Raw genomic sequence first — 13,744 nt, forward strand, 5'->3', positions numbered from 1 at the left:
AAATATTTTTTGTCAGGCATGCCGAAGTGGTGGAACTGGCAGACGCGCTGGACTCAAAATCCAGAGGTAGCAATACCGTGCGGGTTCGATTCCCGCCTTCGGCACCATATAGTTTAAAGAAAGACTGTATCACTTAGTTTAACAGCTATGTGATACAGTCTTTTTTATTGTTTTGGTACTATAATTGGTACTACTAGATTAAATCATCTCCGGCATGTTTACTATTTCAAAAAATATATAAATAAAAAACAAGACATTAATTTTCAACAATGCCTTGTATCGATATTATTGTAATGATTGTAGCCCTTTAGTCAAGTTTGTCATGTAATACTATATGACAAACTCGCTAATATTAAAATTCAGGATTTAAGTTCTAAAATATAAACTATTTACCTAATTTTTCAAGGGTTCTAACATAGTATCTATTTATACCCTTGCCTGATATTTCTTCTTTTATTATTTCATTCATATTCTCACCTCTTCAACAAATATTCTTCACTTATTTTAAGATGCAGTATATGTGTTAAAGCAATTATACGTTATTTTAAATTTTTTTCAACTATCTATTTTACTAGTATAGTTAAATCGTAAATGTTGGCTCTACGCCAAATACAAAAAAATAAAATATCCATCTTTAATTATTTGTAAGATTATAAATTAATTTCTACAAAAACCCTAAAGATTTGACCTTTTAGTTTCGATAATATAAATGAAACAGTTTAAGAATGAGAGGAGCTGTATTAATTTAAGTTATTGTTATCAATTAATCGGATAGAAGCATTGATAACAGGTTACTGATTACTAAATTAGCAATAGGTCCAATGCTCATACCCAAATATAATATAATCTATTTCGCTTTTTACATAATTGTTAAAGTTATAATTTGTTTTTAAAAAATTATGGGGGGATTAATATGAAAAAAATCAGTACAAAGATAATATTAATGACTGTATCTATAGTAATTTTAACAGCAGCAATTATAGGTACCTACGTAATAATACAAAATAACAATACCAATAAAGCTATGGTGTCAAGTTTAGATAAAACACTGAGGGATAACTTTGATTCCCAAATTAAGTATCAAGTTCAAAATGCAATTTCAATGCTCGAGGGCATAAATAAAAGAGTTACTAACAAAGAGATCACCATTGATCAAGCTAAAAAACTTGGAGCAAATCAATTAAGAGGATTAAGCTTTGGTACTGATGGATATTTTTGGGCAGATACTGAAGATGGTATAAATGTTGTTTTAAATGGTACTAGTACAGAAGGAACAAATAGATACAATACTAAAGATGTAAAGGGTAAATTTCTCATAAAAGATATTATCTCAAATGGCATGAAAGATGGCGGAGGATTTACTGATTTCTGGTATCCTAAAAAAGGTGAAACTATTGCACTCCCTAAAAGGGGTTATAGTTTAGAATTTAAACCTTTCAAGTGGATTGTTGGTACAGGAAATTATACTAATGATATTGATAATGTTGTAAATGCAAAACAAAACGACCTTAATGATCAATTTATAAAAAGCTTAATTTTACTTCTAGGCATTATCATATTTCTAGTAGTTATTTCTTCAGCTTTTGCATGGTATTTTAGTAGAAAGATAACAAAACCCATTTTACTTATTACAAAACTTTTAGATAAAATGGCAAATCTTGATTTAGTTATCGATAAAGAATTATCTGAACAAATTAATTCATATAAAGACGAAACTGGCCAGATAGGAAAATCTGTAACTAACTTAAGAGAAGACCTTAGAAATATTATTACACTTATTAAAAACAACTCAAATGAGATATTAACTTTTACAGACCAGTTGTCTCAATCTACAGGAGAGACTGTTATTTCAATTGAAGCTGTTACACAAACTGTAGAAGAATTAGCTAAAGGTTCTGTAACACAAGCAAGTGATTCTCAAGAAATAGCAGAAAATCTATCTAGCCTCGCAAATGAAATAGATATCTCAGTAGAAAGCTCTTCGCAGGTAAAAAAGTTTTCTAAAGAGGTAAAATTAGTGAATCAAAGTAGTGAGGCTACTTTTAAAGTTTTAAAAAATAAACTTGAAAAGAATAATGCAGCATCGCAGGAAGTCTCAAGGAATATTGGTACTCTTTCAACAAAATCAAGTTCAATTGGTAAAATTGTAAGTTCTATTCAAGCAATAGCAGCACAGACTAACCTTTTGGCATTAAATGCAGCTATAGAAGCAGCCAGGGCTGGAGAGTCTGGAAGAGGATTTGCAGTAGTTGCAGACGAAGTAAGAAAACTTGCTGAACAAACTGCTATTTCAGCTCAGGAAATAGGTAAGGTAATTGATGAAATTCAAAATGAGATAGATAGCGCAACAAGTAACATGAATATCGGAAATCAAATAGTCAAAGAGGTAGAAGAAGCTTTAAAGGAAACAGATCAATCGTTTAAGATTATTGAAACCTCTATTGATAATACATTAGTAAAGATCAGCGAACTAACTGAGAATATTTCAAAAGTAGATGGGGATAAGAATAAAATTGTTATTTCGTTTGAATCTATTTCAGCAGTATCACAAGAAGCCGCTGCTGCTACGCAAGAGGTTTCAGCATCTATGGATGAACAACTTGAAAGTATGAAGGGTGTATCCACTTCTAGTGAAGAACTTAAGGATATATCATATGGGCTTGAAGCATTGGTAAACAAATTTAAAATGTAACTTGTAAGAACCTTATTAAAGCAATTAGAGCAATAAAATAAGTCTACACTCCTTTTATATTAATTAAGGAAATGTAGACTTATTTTTTCTGGCCTGTCATAAACTTTTGATAGCCACAAATGCTACCAATACCAATGCTAGAGTTCCCTGAACCAATTTTACTTTTTTCCTTAATTTCATTTTTTTCCTCCGTTTAAATTTATAAATACTACCTTTAATTAATAATTTTAAAAGTATTTCTATTATATTATCTATCTTTAATAAAATAACTTTAGCTTTTTTGATGAAACTTGTCAGTTTTTATTATATGTTAAAAGTATAAAAAAATAGATCCTATATTAATAGACTTTTTTAGTTTCTATCATATATGATCATACCTGCTAATTTATACTTAAATAATACCGTAAAATAAGCTTGTCCAATTCTTGACTTAAAGAAATTACTTCACTATCGATAAGACTTTCTGTAACTTCTATTAATTTTTCTAATTTATTTCTAAGTAATTCAATTTGTGTACTCAACAAAGGTGCAATACTGCTCTTAGTGTTCCTTACAAATATAACCTCAATTGGTTTTACTACAATTTTCATACTACCCCTCCAAAACATATGTTCGTATCTACATTATACATCATTTTACTCAAATTGGAAGGGTTAATTTTATATTTCAATAATAAATATATTATACACAGAAAAATATTCCTATTAAAATTAAACTTAATACACCGGTAATGATAATTCATCTGACAAACTTAATATACTATAGTAAACTGTATATGGAGCGAAAAACTTGAAGTAATTCATATGTAAAGGAAGTATACAATGGGGAAAATTATAAAAATGAAATATCCAGGATATCTTAAAGAATTTAAATGTATAGGTGGAACTTGCACTGACAGCTGTTGCATTGGATGGGATATCGATATTGATAAGACTACATTTAGACAGTATTATAAAGTTCAGGACAAAGAAATGAAGCGTATGTTTCAAAAAAACGTCCATAATAATGAAGATTACCTAAGTGCCGATGTAGATTACGGAAAAGTAAAATTAAAGAAAGGAACGAGAAGATGTCCTTTTTTAGATGAAGAAAATTATTGTATAATTTATTCTAAGCTGGGAGAAGAATATCTATCAAATGTTTGCACATCTTTTCCTAGAATAACAAATAAAATAGATGGATGGTATGAAATATCCCTAGACGTTGCTTGTCCTGAAGCTGCACGAATTCTTTTGTTAAAAGAAGAAGGAATAGAATTTAAAGAAAGTGTTGAACCTTTAGGAAAACATATAATATCAAGTGATATCGATACTAAATCTAAAAAATATAGTAATTCACCTGTAAAATATTTTAAAGAAATTAGAGATTTAAGTATTAAAATAATACAAAACAGAAAATTCGATTTAAATCAAAGACTTTATATATTAGGTGATTTTTTAAAAATATTAGAAAAAGAACTTAAAAATAAGAATAATAATATCCCTAAATTTATTAAGGAATATAACATGAATTCGTTTAGTCATTCTTATAAAAAGAATAAATTAGATTATATTTCTCAAATAGATTTTTTCAAAATAATGATGGGTTTATTAAATGTATCTAAAGAAGTGGATAGTCCCTCTTTTAAAGAATATACTAATCAAATTATAACTGCATTCAAGTTTGATGAAGGAGAGGACCGAAATATTAATTCAGAATTATACATAAAAGCATTTGAGAATTATACTGAAAATCCCATGAATAAATATAGCTATATTTTCGAAAATTATTTGGTGAATTTCATCTATAACAATATGTTTCCATTTTCTGAAACAGAATCTATATTTGATGGGTATATTATGCTTTTAACAAGATATTCATTTATTAGATTTTATTTAACTGGGATGTGTCTATATAATAAAAATGATAGCCGCGAAAATATAGTTGAATTTATCCAATCCTTCTCAAAGACCATAGAACATCACAAAACTTATTTAGTTAACTCTCTAGATTATATTAAAAAAAATAAATTGGATAATCTGGAATTTGCTAAAATACTTATATAAAGTACAAAATCCTTAATAGATCTTAATCTACTAAGGATTTTAATTTTATATAGTTATACAACACTTCCTATTAAACCATTTACAATAGCATCTGCAATGTTCCCAGCATTAAATCTCTCCATATCTTCTTTAGAATCTAAAAATCCACCTTCAACAAGAATTGCAGGCATTTTTGTATTTTTTAGCACATATAAAAAGCTGCCGTTCTTTACCCCTCGATTATTATAACCTAATTTTGCAATCTCTATGGCAACTCTTTTAGCAATTGCTCTGCTCTCTTTTGATATTGCAAATACTTCCGTTCCGTGTCCTCGTCCGCCGCTAAAATGGATAGATACATAAACATCTACTTCTTCTTCATTTGCACTCATTACTCTCCTATAAAGAGAATTAGTCAAACTAGAATCACCTCTAGGAGTACACTTAACAACCTGGTGCTTAAGTAATTTTAGCTTTTCCATAACCATCGTTCCAACTTCTCTATTTAACTCATCTTCTTTTTTAATGCCAACATATCCCATGTCTGCTGGTGGACAGTTATGACCAATATCAATTCCATATTTCAAAATAATCCCTCCTCTACTTTAACCATTAATTGTAAGCAGATTTTTGGCTCTTACTTTAAAATATGCAAATGTGGTGATTTTGTGTACTAAAAATTAATTATTCAACATATTTTATTTACAAGAGCTGTCAATCATCTGCTGTGTTATTCATTGTTTGCAGAGCTACAGATTACCTGCAGATTTGCAATGTTGTTAAAGGATGTGTTTGTTTGAATATTAATAAAAATAAATTTATTTTGCTTATAATGTGTATGCTTTTTTCTATAAGTCTTTTCGGTTGTAACTACAATTTAAATAAAAGTAATTTAAAGAGTAATATTTTCAATAAAAGTAAACCAACGAATTATTATTACACTCAACTATTAATGAAAGATTTATCCCTTGAAACACCTACGCAGCTTTATGCCTTATATATGAATTTTTATAGAAAAGAAGATTTTTCAAAAGAAGATTTAACTACTGTATCACAATTTTTCAATTCATTAACTAATGAAAGTTTTATAACTAAACCGGAAGGAATTCCAGCTAAACCAATATATAAAATATTCATAACCTTTAGCGAAAACAAATATGTGGTAAATATTTATGATGAAAAATATATATCTATATCTCCTTGGGATGGTGACTTCATTATAGATTACATTGACACAAGTAAAATGTACAAAGCCTATAATCTTTATGGCCTTTGTAAATATCTTATGCCTGAATAAGTTATAATTTAGAAGTCTTAATGTATATTTAATTCCTTGTTTCCTTAAATCTCTTTGTTTAGAATTTTAAAAGGAGATAAAAGCATGATGCGCTTTTATCTCCTTTCATTCATCTTCAAAACTAGTTCGAAGATGTTATTATTTTATTAAAGCTTCCTTCAATTGAATTATAGTTTTATTTAAAATTGGATGAATAACATATGGAGCTATATCGCTAAGTGGTTGTAACACAAACATCCGCTCATGCATTCTTGGATGAGGCAATATTATCTCGTCTATTGAACTAATAACATTATCGTATAATAGCACATCCACATCAACTGTTCTAGGACCCCATCTTATGACCCTCTCACGTTTCAAATCCTTTTCTATAGATAACAGAAATCTTACAAGCTCTAATGAACTCAAAAGTGTTTTCACCTTCGCTGCGCAATTTAAAAAATCATCCTGTTCTAAATATCCTACTGGCTTAGTTTCATAAAGTTTTGATATTTTTGTTATTTTGCTATGATATGAATTGCTTATAAGTTCTAAGGCCATTTTAACATTCTTCTCCTTGTCACCCATATTTCCACCTATACCAATATATGCAACGTGCCAACCTCTATCAATTTCTACCGCGGCGTATTGCAAGGGCCTACCAATAGGAGCCCAAGGTTTTTTTATTTTAACTTTTACTCTTTGAACTAAATCATAATTTAGAAGTATAAATTCGGCTACTTTTTCTGTAGCTTTTTCTATTAAATCATAACTTTCCTTTTTAAATTCTTCCTCTACCTTATGGCAAAGTTCACCATAATGAACAGTTTTAGTTATGTTATCAGTGATTCCTGCTTCTCTTAAACTTACGAAAAGTTCCAGTGAAATTAAGAAACGTTGTCCTAAGGTCTTTTCCTCTTGAAAAACACCATGGTTAGCGTAAACTTCTAAATCTTTTATGTACATTTTGTCCATAGTATTCTCTCCTTTTTACAAATAAGGTATTTTCTTAGGTTCTCTTCTAAAAATAGCATCTGTTAAGACGCAAACCCTTTTATTCTCTTTAATATCATGTACCCTTATAAATTGACATCCCTTCATTATTCCAATAGTCGTAGTTGCGAGTGTTCCCTCAAGCCTTTCGCTAGTATCTAGTCCCTGTGCAATTCCTATCATGGATTTTCTTGAAGTTCCAAGTAATATCGGGAACCCAAAAGTATTTAGCTGTTCTAAGTTGTTCATAGTTTTTAAATTATCCTCATAGCTTTTTGCAAACCCAATACCTGGATCTAACATTATATTTTCTCTTTTAACTCCTGCATCTAATGCAATTATTATACTTTCCTCTAAATCCTTTAACACATCTTCTATTAGGTTATTATAATTTTTATTATCTCTATTGTGCATTAAGCAACAAGGTACATTGTACTTAGCTGCAACCTTTGCAATATATGCGTCCTTCTTAAATCCCCAGATATCATTAATCATATCTGCCCCTGCCTCTAAGGCAAGCTCTGCAACTCTGCCTTTATATGTATCAACAGAAATTGGAACGCTTATTTCCCTCTTTAAAGCCTCTATAACCGGGATTACTCTTTTAATTTCTTCTTCCTCGCTAACTACATCATGTCCTGGTCTTGTAGATTCCCCACCAATATCAATAATGTCTGCGCCCTCTGCAACCATTAGCTTCGCGTGATTTACCGCTAAAATAATATCATTGAATTTCCCACCATCTGAAAAAGAATCAGGTGTAACATTTAAAATACCCATTATGTAAGTTCTTTTACCTATCTCAAACTCCTTGCTGCCTATTCTCATATATTTTGTCCTCTCTATGTCATTTTTTATTTTATGTAACTTAAAACTTTCAGTATGTTATTTTAGAATTTCTCTTCTCCATGGACCATTTACATTTATCTGTAGCACCACAGTAAATACAATTTCTTGAAAGCTTATCACACTTATATAATACATCACTTAAAGTATTAAGCTCTCCATTATCATTTCTATGGTCACCTATAGCCTTCAAAATTTCATCTATTTCACTTACATCATATTCGCACTCTAGTAATATTTTTTTAGCAATGTGCACACTAGCTATATTGTGATCAATCCCATTTTCATACTCTTCTCCACGACCTATATCATGCAAAAGCGCCGCAGTATAAATTATGTATTTAGGCAAACCTAAATTATTTTCTAAATTTATTATGTACATGAGCCTTGCCACATCTAAAAAATGCTGCATATCATGTTTGCAAAATTCTCTATTTATTTCTAATGTTTCAATCTTCCTTAAATTATACTGGAAGCTATGGTTTTCTATAATGAAATCTATTTTATTATTCATCGGATTTTTGTTTCCACCCCTTTAGAGTAATCTCTATTCGTCTTCCTTATAATTTTCTACATATCTATCATAATACCTTTTTATTTGTGATATCATCTGACTTTGTCTATCTAAATATATTTTTTCCTGACTTAAGTTACCATTCAACAATATCATAATACCCTCCCAGATGCACCCTCATCGCAATTGTAAAACTTCGCGATGAATTATATAGATTTATTTACCATCTTATAGAACTCGTATAAGTGCCCTTGCTTTGTCTAAGGTCTCGTCATATTCAAAGTCTTTTTTTGAATCCCAAGTTATCCCACCACCTACCCTTAAATCTTAACTTCATTAATAAAATTTTTAAGAAGTTCATGTCCATGTTCTGTAAGTCCTGCTTCAGGATGGAATTATACCCCTTCAAGCAAATAACCTTAACAAAATCATTAAAATTAAATCGTTGAAAGTTACTATAACCATCTATATCAAATTTCTTTATTATTTAATAATTAGCTATTAATAATAACTATTTATTGAAAAGCCTTTATATGTTAGCCATTATTGGTTAAAATAGTATTAGACACATAAACGTAAACTAGCATATTGGCATGATAAATGCTTAATATGTTCCAGTTAAACATTAAATTTGAGGTGATTATATGTACAACAAAGGTGATTTCCATCTTCATACAAATGCTTCTGATGGAAAACTAAGTCCTAAAGAACTAATTCATGAGGCTTCTTTAAGTGGTTTGGATATTATTGCAATAACTGACCATGATACTACAATGAATGTTGAAGAAGGAATTAGAGAAGGTTTAAACGAAAATATAAGGGTAATCCCTGGTATAGAACTATCTACTATTCACAATAATGAAACCATTCACATTTTAGGTTATTTTAAAGATGATAAATATAAAGATGTTGAATTTCAGAAATTTCTAAAGGATATCGATGATTTTAGAATACTGAGAGCTAAAAAAATAGTTGAAAATTTAGATACATTTTTCAAACTAAAAATAGATTATCAAAAGGTTCTAGATTTAGCTCAAGGAGTAATAGCAAGGCCACATATAGCCAAGTCAATAATTGATGCTGGTTATAAATATGATTGGAACTATATTTTTGATAACTTCCTCTCAAACGACAGCCCTGCATATGTTCACATTAAGAGAATTTCAACAGCTAATGGCATAAGCGTTTTAAAAAAAGTTAATGCATTAGTTGTACTTGCACACCCTGTACTCATCAAGAAATCTTCTATAGATGAAATGTTAAATCTTGATTTTGACGGTGTTGAAGCAGTTTATCCAATAAATACAAAAAAGCAAAAATCTCTGTTAAAATCGAAATCTAAAGAATATGATAAATTTATTACTGCCGGTTCTGATTTTCATGGAATTTCAGAATCAGACACAGGTCATGGTCATGGTCAAGTTGGCTCAGTTTCCTTAAGCACTGATGATTTAAAAAAGTTTGTAAAAAAATTAGATTCATAAAAGGGGATGTTTTCACATCCCCTTTTTTTCTATCATTATGCTTTATTTCTTTATATTTCTAGTAAAAATGCTTGATAAGCCCTGAGTGCTTCATAAATATCTGCCTTACTTGCAACTTCCAATGGCGCATGCATATTATGAAGAGCAACTCCTGAATCAATTACCTGCATACCATACTCAGCTAATATATAAGCAATAGTACCCCCGCCGCCTTGATCCACTTTACCAAGTTCTGATGTCTGCCAAGAAACATTGTGTTTATCCATTATAGTTCTAAGCTCAGCAATAAATTCTGGATTTGCATCATTACATCCACTTTTTCCACGAGCTCCAGTATATTTGTTTAAAACTATTCCTTTTCCAAAATATGCTGCATTGCGTTTTTCCATAACAGATGGGAAGTTTGGATCATATGCTGCACTTACATCTGACGATAACATTTTTGAATTTGCTAATGCTCTTCGCACTTTTAAATCACTATACTCACCCATTAAATCAACAATCTCAGCTACTGTGTTTTCAAAGAATTTTGATTGCATTCCTGTTGCTCCAATACTTCCAACTTCTTCTTTATCAACAAGTATAACAATACAAGTTTTGTCTGTTTCCTTAATGTTCATCAATGCTTGATAAGAAGTATATGCACACACTCTATCATCATGTCCATAAGCCATAATCATACTACTGTCTAAACCATAACTTCTAGCTCTTCCTGCAGGTACTACTTCTAGCTCTGATGATACAAAATCTTCTTCATCTATTCCATATTTATCATTTAAGAGTCTTAATATATTTAACTTAACTCTATTTTTAGCTTCCTTGTCTTCTACTGGAATACTTCCCATAAACACGTTTAAATCTTCGCCTTCAATGCCTTTGTCCATAGTCTTTTTCATTTGATCTGCTGATAAATGAATTAAAAGGTCTGAAATTCCAACTACTGGTTCTTTTTCATCTTCTCCAATTACTACATTTACAACAGTACCATCTTTTTTAACAATAACTCCATGTATAGCTAAAGGAATTGTAACCCATTGATACTTCTTAACTCCACCATAATAATGTGTTTTAACTAATGCTAAATCTGAATCCTCATAAAGTGGATTTTGTTTTAAATCAAGTCTAGGAGAATCAATATGTGCCCCTAAAATTTTAAAACCCTTATCAATAGGTTCAGAACCAATTAAGAATAACGCCAAAGTTTTTCCCATACTATTTACATAAACTTTGTCACCAGCTTTGAGCTTTGTTCCTGCCTCTATATATGTGTCAATATTTTTATAACCATTTTTTTTAGCAAGTGAAATAAACTCTGTTACACATTCTCTTTCAGTTTTACATTTTGACATAAAATCTATATAATCATCTGATAATGAAAACACTTTTTTTAAGTCACTTTTAGAATATTTATCCCAAGCTAATTCATATTTTTTTTCTAAACTTTTAACATCAGACATTTTTATAACCTCCATAGTACAAATATTTTCCGCATTTACTATTCTACTAAATATTACCTTAAATTACAAATACAAAACCTATCACAAAATAACAATTAAATCAGTTCCAGTCTGTTTGTTACCTATTCATTTTTACGTGCAGCATTTACTTCTTCTATTCTCATATTAATAGTTTCAACAGGCGTGATCTTAGAATTAAGACTATACCTATAGTTAGCTGCAGCTGCTTCAATAATAACTGCAATATTTCTACCCGGTCTAACTGGAATTGTTATTTTTCTTAAATGTACATTTAGAATATCCATATATTGATTATCTATACCAAGTCTATCATATTCTTCACCCTCATTCCATTGAGTAAGTGAGAGGTACAAACTAATAGTTTTTGTATTTAAAACAGAACTCATACCATAAATTGCAGGAACATCTATTATTCCCATTCCCCTAACTTCTAACATCCCGGAGGTTATGTATGGACAATGTCCTAGTAAGACTCCATCAATTTCTTTAATGTCTACTGCGTCGTCCGCAATCAACCTATGACCTCTCTTTATGAGTTCTAATGCGCACTCACTCTTACCTATACCACTTTCTCCACTTAATAATATTCCTATACCGTAAACATCCACCAAAACACCATGAAGCCTAGTTTCTGGTGCTAATTTCGTATCTAAGTAATTCGTAAGTTTACTAATAAATCTTGTAGAGATTAATTTCGTTCTTAAAAGCCATCGTCCATTTTCTTGTGCAGCCTCAAGGATTTCTTTATGAAGTTCCAAATCCCTAGTGATAATAACACAAGGCGTATCTAATTTAAAATATTTCTTTACTCGTTTCTTTCTAAGGTCTACCTCCATACAATCCAAAAAACTCCACTCTGCCATACCTATTAATTGAACTCGTTTATTACCAAAATACTCATAAAACCCTGCAATTTGAAGCCCTGGTCTGTTAATATCACTAACATCAATTTGTTTACCCTTTTCTCCACGTGCTAAAACCTCTAACTTAAAATGCTCTATTAAATCCTCTATAGTAACAGCCATTAGAATTCCTCATTTCTACTAATTAGTAAATCTATTATTTACCGTCGTTTATTTATTATTTATTATTAAAAACAAGTTACACTTTTTTTATGGTATTTAATTGAGATCTGAAATTGTTTTTAACATTGTCTATATATTTTTGTCTTAATTCTTGTTGTTCCAATTTTTCTTCCTCCGTAAGTCCTTCTTCTTTACTTTTCTTATAAAGGTAATTTATCCTACTTGTCAATTCGTCTACACTCATAATAACACTCCCATATTAATTCAACTTTTTTTATATTCTTTATTTACTTTTTTATATCCATCTTTTTAATTATACCAAAGTATTGTATTCATAAATAGTAAAAACTAAACATATGCTACTTAATATAAATATATTACAAGAGAATTAAGACTTTTTTCGCCTTTTACATATTATACCAAATAGCTTTTTTAAACATCTACATGGGATTTCGTGTAATATTTTACCATTTATTTTTTATATTTTATTAGATGTTATGGTTTATTTTGTATATTTTTAAGTTTTAATGAGTATTTAAAAATTTAACATTCATAGAATAATATGGTATCATATGTTTACTCCACAAAAACAAAAATAAGGAGATGAGGGATAAATAATATGAATCTAAAATTAAACATTATAGAAAAGGAATTAGAGTCATTAAGAATGGTATTACATTTTCTTTTAACTTTCAGAAAACCTACAGATAAAATGGTTATAACTTGTAGTCAACAATTAGATGAAGTTATAGTGAAATATCAGAAAGTCAAAGCCACTTACAAACAAGTGGCTTGATTTATCTATTTGTCAACATAAATATACATTTAAATATAATTTTATATATCTAATTCAATTAAGATATCATCTGTATCAATATTTGAATCTTTATCATAAAACACTACAGCGAATTCATTAAATTTATAAGCCTCTTGGGAAATATCACAACCAATGAATTCGTATTCAATTTCCATTTTCTCAGCACACTCTTCCATGATATCTTCAACATTATCAGCAGCAATATCACTAAGATAAATCAGGAAAAATTCTTCATACCATTCTTCTTTATTTTGTTTAATATCCCCTTCTTCATTTGCATAAGACGATGCAGCTTCCATTTCTACATCATCATAAATATATTTAAATTTTAATGCTATAGTTTCTTTTTTATATTCAATTTCAACTATATCTTTTAAATCATTTTGATTTAAGAAATTAATTATATATTGTTTATTCAAATATATCGCCTCCATACATCATTAGTAAGTCCTCATTTACAAACTCTACTTATTCTATTTTAGCTTTCTTTTATTTCCTATAAAAAAAAAGAAAAATTTCACATAAAGTGATATTTCCTTTTTTATTATTTAACTTGCGTAACCAAATATAAATTTTTTACATTTGATTAATTACT

15 protein-coding genes, 1 tRNA gene and 1 pseudogene are annotated in these 13,744 nt (G+C 29.5%); 6 read left to right on the top strand and 11 right to left on the bottom strand.

Going from position 1 to position 13,744, the window contains the following annotated elements; genetic code table 11:
• Window positions 1-20 precede the first annotated feature (20 nt).
• Both ACREVX_RS06815 and ACREVX_RS06820 read left to right on the top strand, forming a co-directional pair.
• Window positions 21-107 (top strand) — tRNA-Leu (locus ACREVX_RS06815).
• Between the two features lie 806 nt (window positions 108-913).
• Window positions 914-2,692, top strand: coding sequence for a methyl-accepting chemotaxis protein (locus tag ACREVX_RS06820; RefSeq protein ID WP_431543413.1), 1,779 nt, complete (start codon window positions 914-916; stop codon window positions 2,690-2,692).
• A 380-nt stretch (window positions 2,693-3,072) separates the two neighbouring features.
• Here ACREVX_RS06820 and ACREVX_RS06825 read toward each other — a convergent pair whose 3' ends face one another.
• On the bottom strand, window positions 3,073-3,282 hold the full coding sequence (locus ACREVX_RS06825) for an aspartyl-phosphate phosphatase Spo0E family protein (protein ID WP_431543415.1): 210 nt from the start codon (window positions 3,280-3,282) through the stop codon (window positions 3,073-3,075).
• Between the two features lie 231 nt (window positions 3,283-3,513).
• On the opposite strand from ACREVX_RS06825, the gene fliB reads away from it, so the two are divergent.
• Entirely contained in the window at window positions 3,514-4,737 is a 1,224-nt protein-coding gene (gene fliB, locus ACREVX_RS06830) for a flagellin lysine-N-methylase (protein ID WP_431543416.1), read from the top strand.
• Window positions 4,738-4,790: 53 nt separating this feature from the next.
• Here fliB and ACREVX_RS06835 read toward each other — a convergent pair whose 3' ends face one another.
• Window positions 4,791-5,303, bottom strand: coding sequence for an N-acetylmuramoyl-L-alanine amidase (locus tag ACREVX_RS06835; protein WP_431543417.1), 513 nt, complete (start codon window positions 5,301-5,303; stop codon window positions 4,791-4,793).
• 251 nt (window positions 5,304-5,554) lie between these two features.
• Here ACREVX_RS06835 and ACREVX_RS06840 point away from each other — a divergent pair, with 251 nt between their 5' ends.
• Window positions 5,555-6,013: a DUF4883 family protein gene (locus ACREVX_RS06840; protein WP_431543474.1), complete on the top strand. Its 459-nt coding sequence runs from the start codon at window positions 5,555-5,557 to the stop codon at window positions 6,011-6,013.
• A 138-nt stretch (window positions 6,014-6,151) separates the two neighbouring features.
• Here ACREVX_RS06840 and folK read toward each other — a convergent pair whose 3' ends face one another.
• From folK to ACREVX_RS17000, 5 genes and pseudogenes are all read right to left on the bottom strand, one after another.
• Window positions 6,152-6,967: a 2-amino-4-hydroxy-6-hydroxymethyldihydropteridine diphosphokinase gene (folK, locus tag ACREVX_RS06845; RefSeq protein WP_431543418.1), complete on the bottom strand. Its 816-nt coding sequence runs from the start codon at window positions 6,965-6,967 to the stop codon at window positions 6,152-6,154.
• Between the two features lie 15 nt (window positions 6,968-6,982).
• Window positions 6,983-7,813, bottom strand: a complete 831-nt coding sequence (gene folP, locus ACREVX_RS06850; protein ID WP_431543419.1) for a dihydropteroate synthase — start codon at window positions 7,811-7,813, stop codon at window positions 6,983-6,985.
• A gap of 49 nt (window positions 7,814-7,862) precedes the next feature.
• A complete protein-coding gene (locus ACREVX_RS06855; RefSeq protein ID WP_431543420.1) occupies window positions 7,863-8,345 on the bottom strand; it encodes an HD domain-containing protein in 483 nt (160 codons plus the stop codon).
• Between the two features lie 33 nt (window positions 8,346-8,378).
• A complete protein-coding gene (locus ACREVX_RS06860) occupies window positions 8,379-8,501 on the bottom strand; it encodes a hypothetical protein (RefSeq protein ID WP_431543421.1) in 123 nt (40 codons plus the stop codon).
• A 72-nt stretch (window positions 8,502-8,573) separates the two neighbouring features.
• Window positions 8,574-8,663, bottom strand: a pseudogene (locus tag ACREVX_RS17000) (chorismate-binding protein); the annotation flags it as partial.
• Between the two features lie 326 nt (window positions 8,664-8,989).
• Between ACREVX_RS17000 and ACREVX_RS06865 the strand changes: the two are divergent.
• Window positions 8,990-9,829 (top strand): PHP domain-containing protein, encoded by an 840-nt coding sequence (locus ACREVX_RS06865; protein ID WP_431543422.1) that lies wholly within the window; start codon window positions 8,990-8,992, stop codon window positions 9,827-9,829.
• Between the two features lie 50 nt (window positions 9,830-9,879).
• Here ACREVX_RS06865 and ACREVX_RS06870 read toward each other — a convergent pair whose 3' ends face one another.
• The 3 genes from ACREVX_RS06870 to ACREVX_RS06880 all read right to left on the bottom strand — a co-directional run bounded on the left by ACREVX_RS06870 (window position 9,880) and on the right by ACREVX_RS06880 (window position 12,576).
• Window positions 9,880-11,286, bottom strand: a complete 1,407-nt coding sequence (locus tag ACREVX_RS06870; protein WP_431543423.1) for an aminopeptidase — start codon at window positions 11,284-11,286, stop codon at window positions 9,880-9,882.
• A gap of 122 nt (window positions 11,287-11,408) precedes the next feature.
• The gene (gene hprK, locus ACREVX_RS06875; RefSeq protein WP_431543424.1) at window positions 11,409-12,332 is read right to left on the bottom strand and encodes an HPr(Ser) kinase/phosphatase; all 924 of its coding nucleotides are present in this window, start codon (window positions 12,330-12,332) and stop codon (window positions 11,409-11,411) included.
• A gap of 76 nt (window positions 12,333-12,408) precedes the next feature.
• Window positions 12,409-12,576 (bottom strand): DUF896 domain-containing protein, encoded by a 168-nt coding sequence (locus tag ACREVX_RS06880; protein ID WP_431543425.1) that lies wholly within the window; start codon window positions 12,574-12,576, stop codon window positions 12,409-12,411.
• A 375-nt stretch (window positions 12,577-12,951) separates the two neighbouring features.
• Between ACREVX_RS06880 and ACREVX_RS06885 the strand changes: the two genes are divergently transcribed.
• Window positions 12,952-13,128: a Spo0E family sporulation regulatory protein-aspartic acid phosphatase gene (locus tag ACREVX_RS06885; protein ID WP_431543426.1), complete on the top strand. Its 177-nt coding sequence runs from the start codon at window positions 12,952-12,954 to the stop codon at window positions 13,126-13,128.
• A 41-nt stretch (window positions 13,129-13,169) separates the two neighbouring features.
• On the opposite strand, the gene ACREVX_RS06890 is transcribed toward ACREVX_RS06885, so the two are convergent.
• Entirely contained in the window at window positions 13,170-13,568 is a 399-nt protein-coding gene (locus tag ACREVX_RS06890) for a hypothetical protein (RefSeq protein WP_431543427.1), read from the bottom strand.
• Between the last annotated feature and the right edge of the window lie 176 nt (window positions 13,569-13,744).

Source organism: Clostridium sp., from assembly GCF_050717545.1.
Taxonomy (GTDB): Bacteria; Bacillota; Clostridia; order Clostridiales; family Clostridiaceae; genus Clostridium_AD.

Coding starts and splice junctions, on each gene's coding strand:
- ACREVX_RS06880 (WP_431543425.1), bottom strand. CDS start 12,576: ATGAGTGTAGACGAATTGACAAGTAGGATAAATTACCTTTATAAGAAA.
- hprK (WP_431543424.1), bottom strand. CDS start 12,332: ATGGCTGTTACTATAGAGGATTTAATAGAGCATTTTAAGTTAGAGGTT.
- ACREVX_RS06865 (WP_431543422.1), top strand. CDS start 8,990: ATGTACAACAAAGGTGATTTCCATCTTCATACAAATGCTTCTGATGGA.
- ACREVX_RS06860 (WP_431543421.1), bottom strand. CDS start 8,501: ATGATATTGTTGAATGGTAACTTAAGTCAGGAAAAAATATATTTAGAT.
- ACREVX_RS06820 (WP_431543413.1), top strand. CDS start 914: ATGAAAAAAATCAGTACAAAGATAATATTAATGACTGTATCTATAGTA.
- folP (WP_431543419.1), bottom strand. CDS start 7,813: ATGAGAATAGGCAGCAAGGAGTTTGAGATAGGTAAAAGAACTTACATA.
- folK (WP_431543418.1), bottom strand. CDS start 6,967: ATGGACAAAATGTACATAAAAGATTTAGAAGTTTACGCTAACCATGGT.
- ACREVX_RS06885 (WP_431543426.1), top strand. CDS start 12,952: ATGAATCTAAAATTAAACATTATAGAAAAGGAATTAGAGTCATTAAGA.
- ACREVX_RS06840 (WP_431543474.1), top strand. CDS start 5,555: ATGCTTTTTTCTATAAGTCTTTTCGGTTGTAACTACAATTTAAATAAA.
- fliB (WP_431543416.1), top strand. CDS start 3,514: ATGGGGAAAATTATAAAAATGAAATATCCAGGATATCTTAAAGAATTT.
- ACREVX_RS06825 (WP_431543415.1), bottom strand. CDS start 3,282: ATGAAAATTGTAGTAAAACCAATTGAGGTTATATTTGTAAGGAACACT.
- ACREVX_RS06855 (WP_431543420.1), bottom strand. CDS start 8,345: ATGAATAATAAAATAGATTTCATTATAGAAAACCATAGCTTCCAGTAT.
- ACREVX_RS06870 (WP_431543423.1), bottom strand. CDS start 11,286: ATGTCTGATGTTAAAAGTTTAGAAAAAAAATATGAATTAGCTTGGGAT.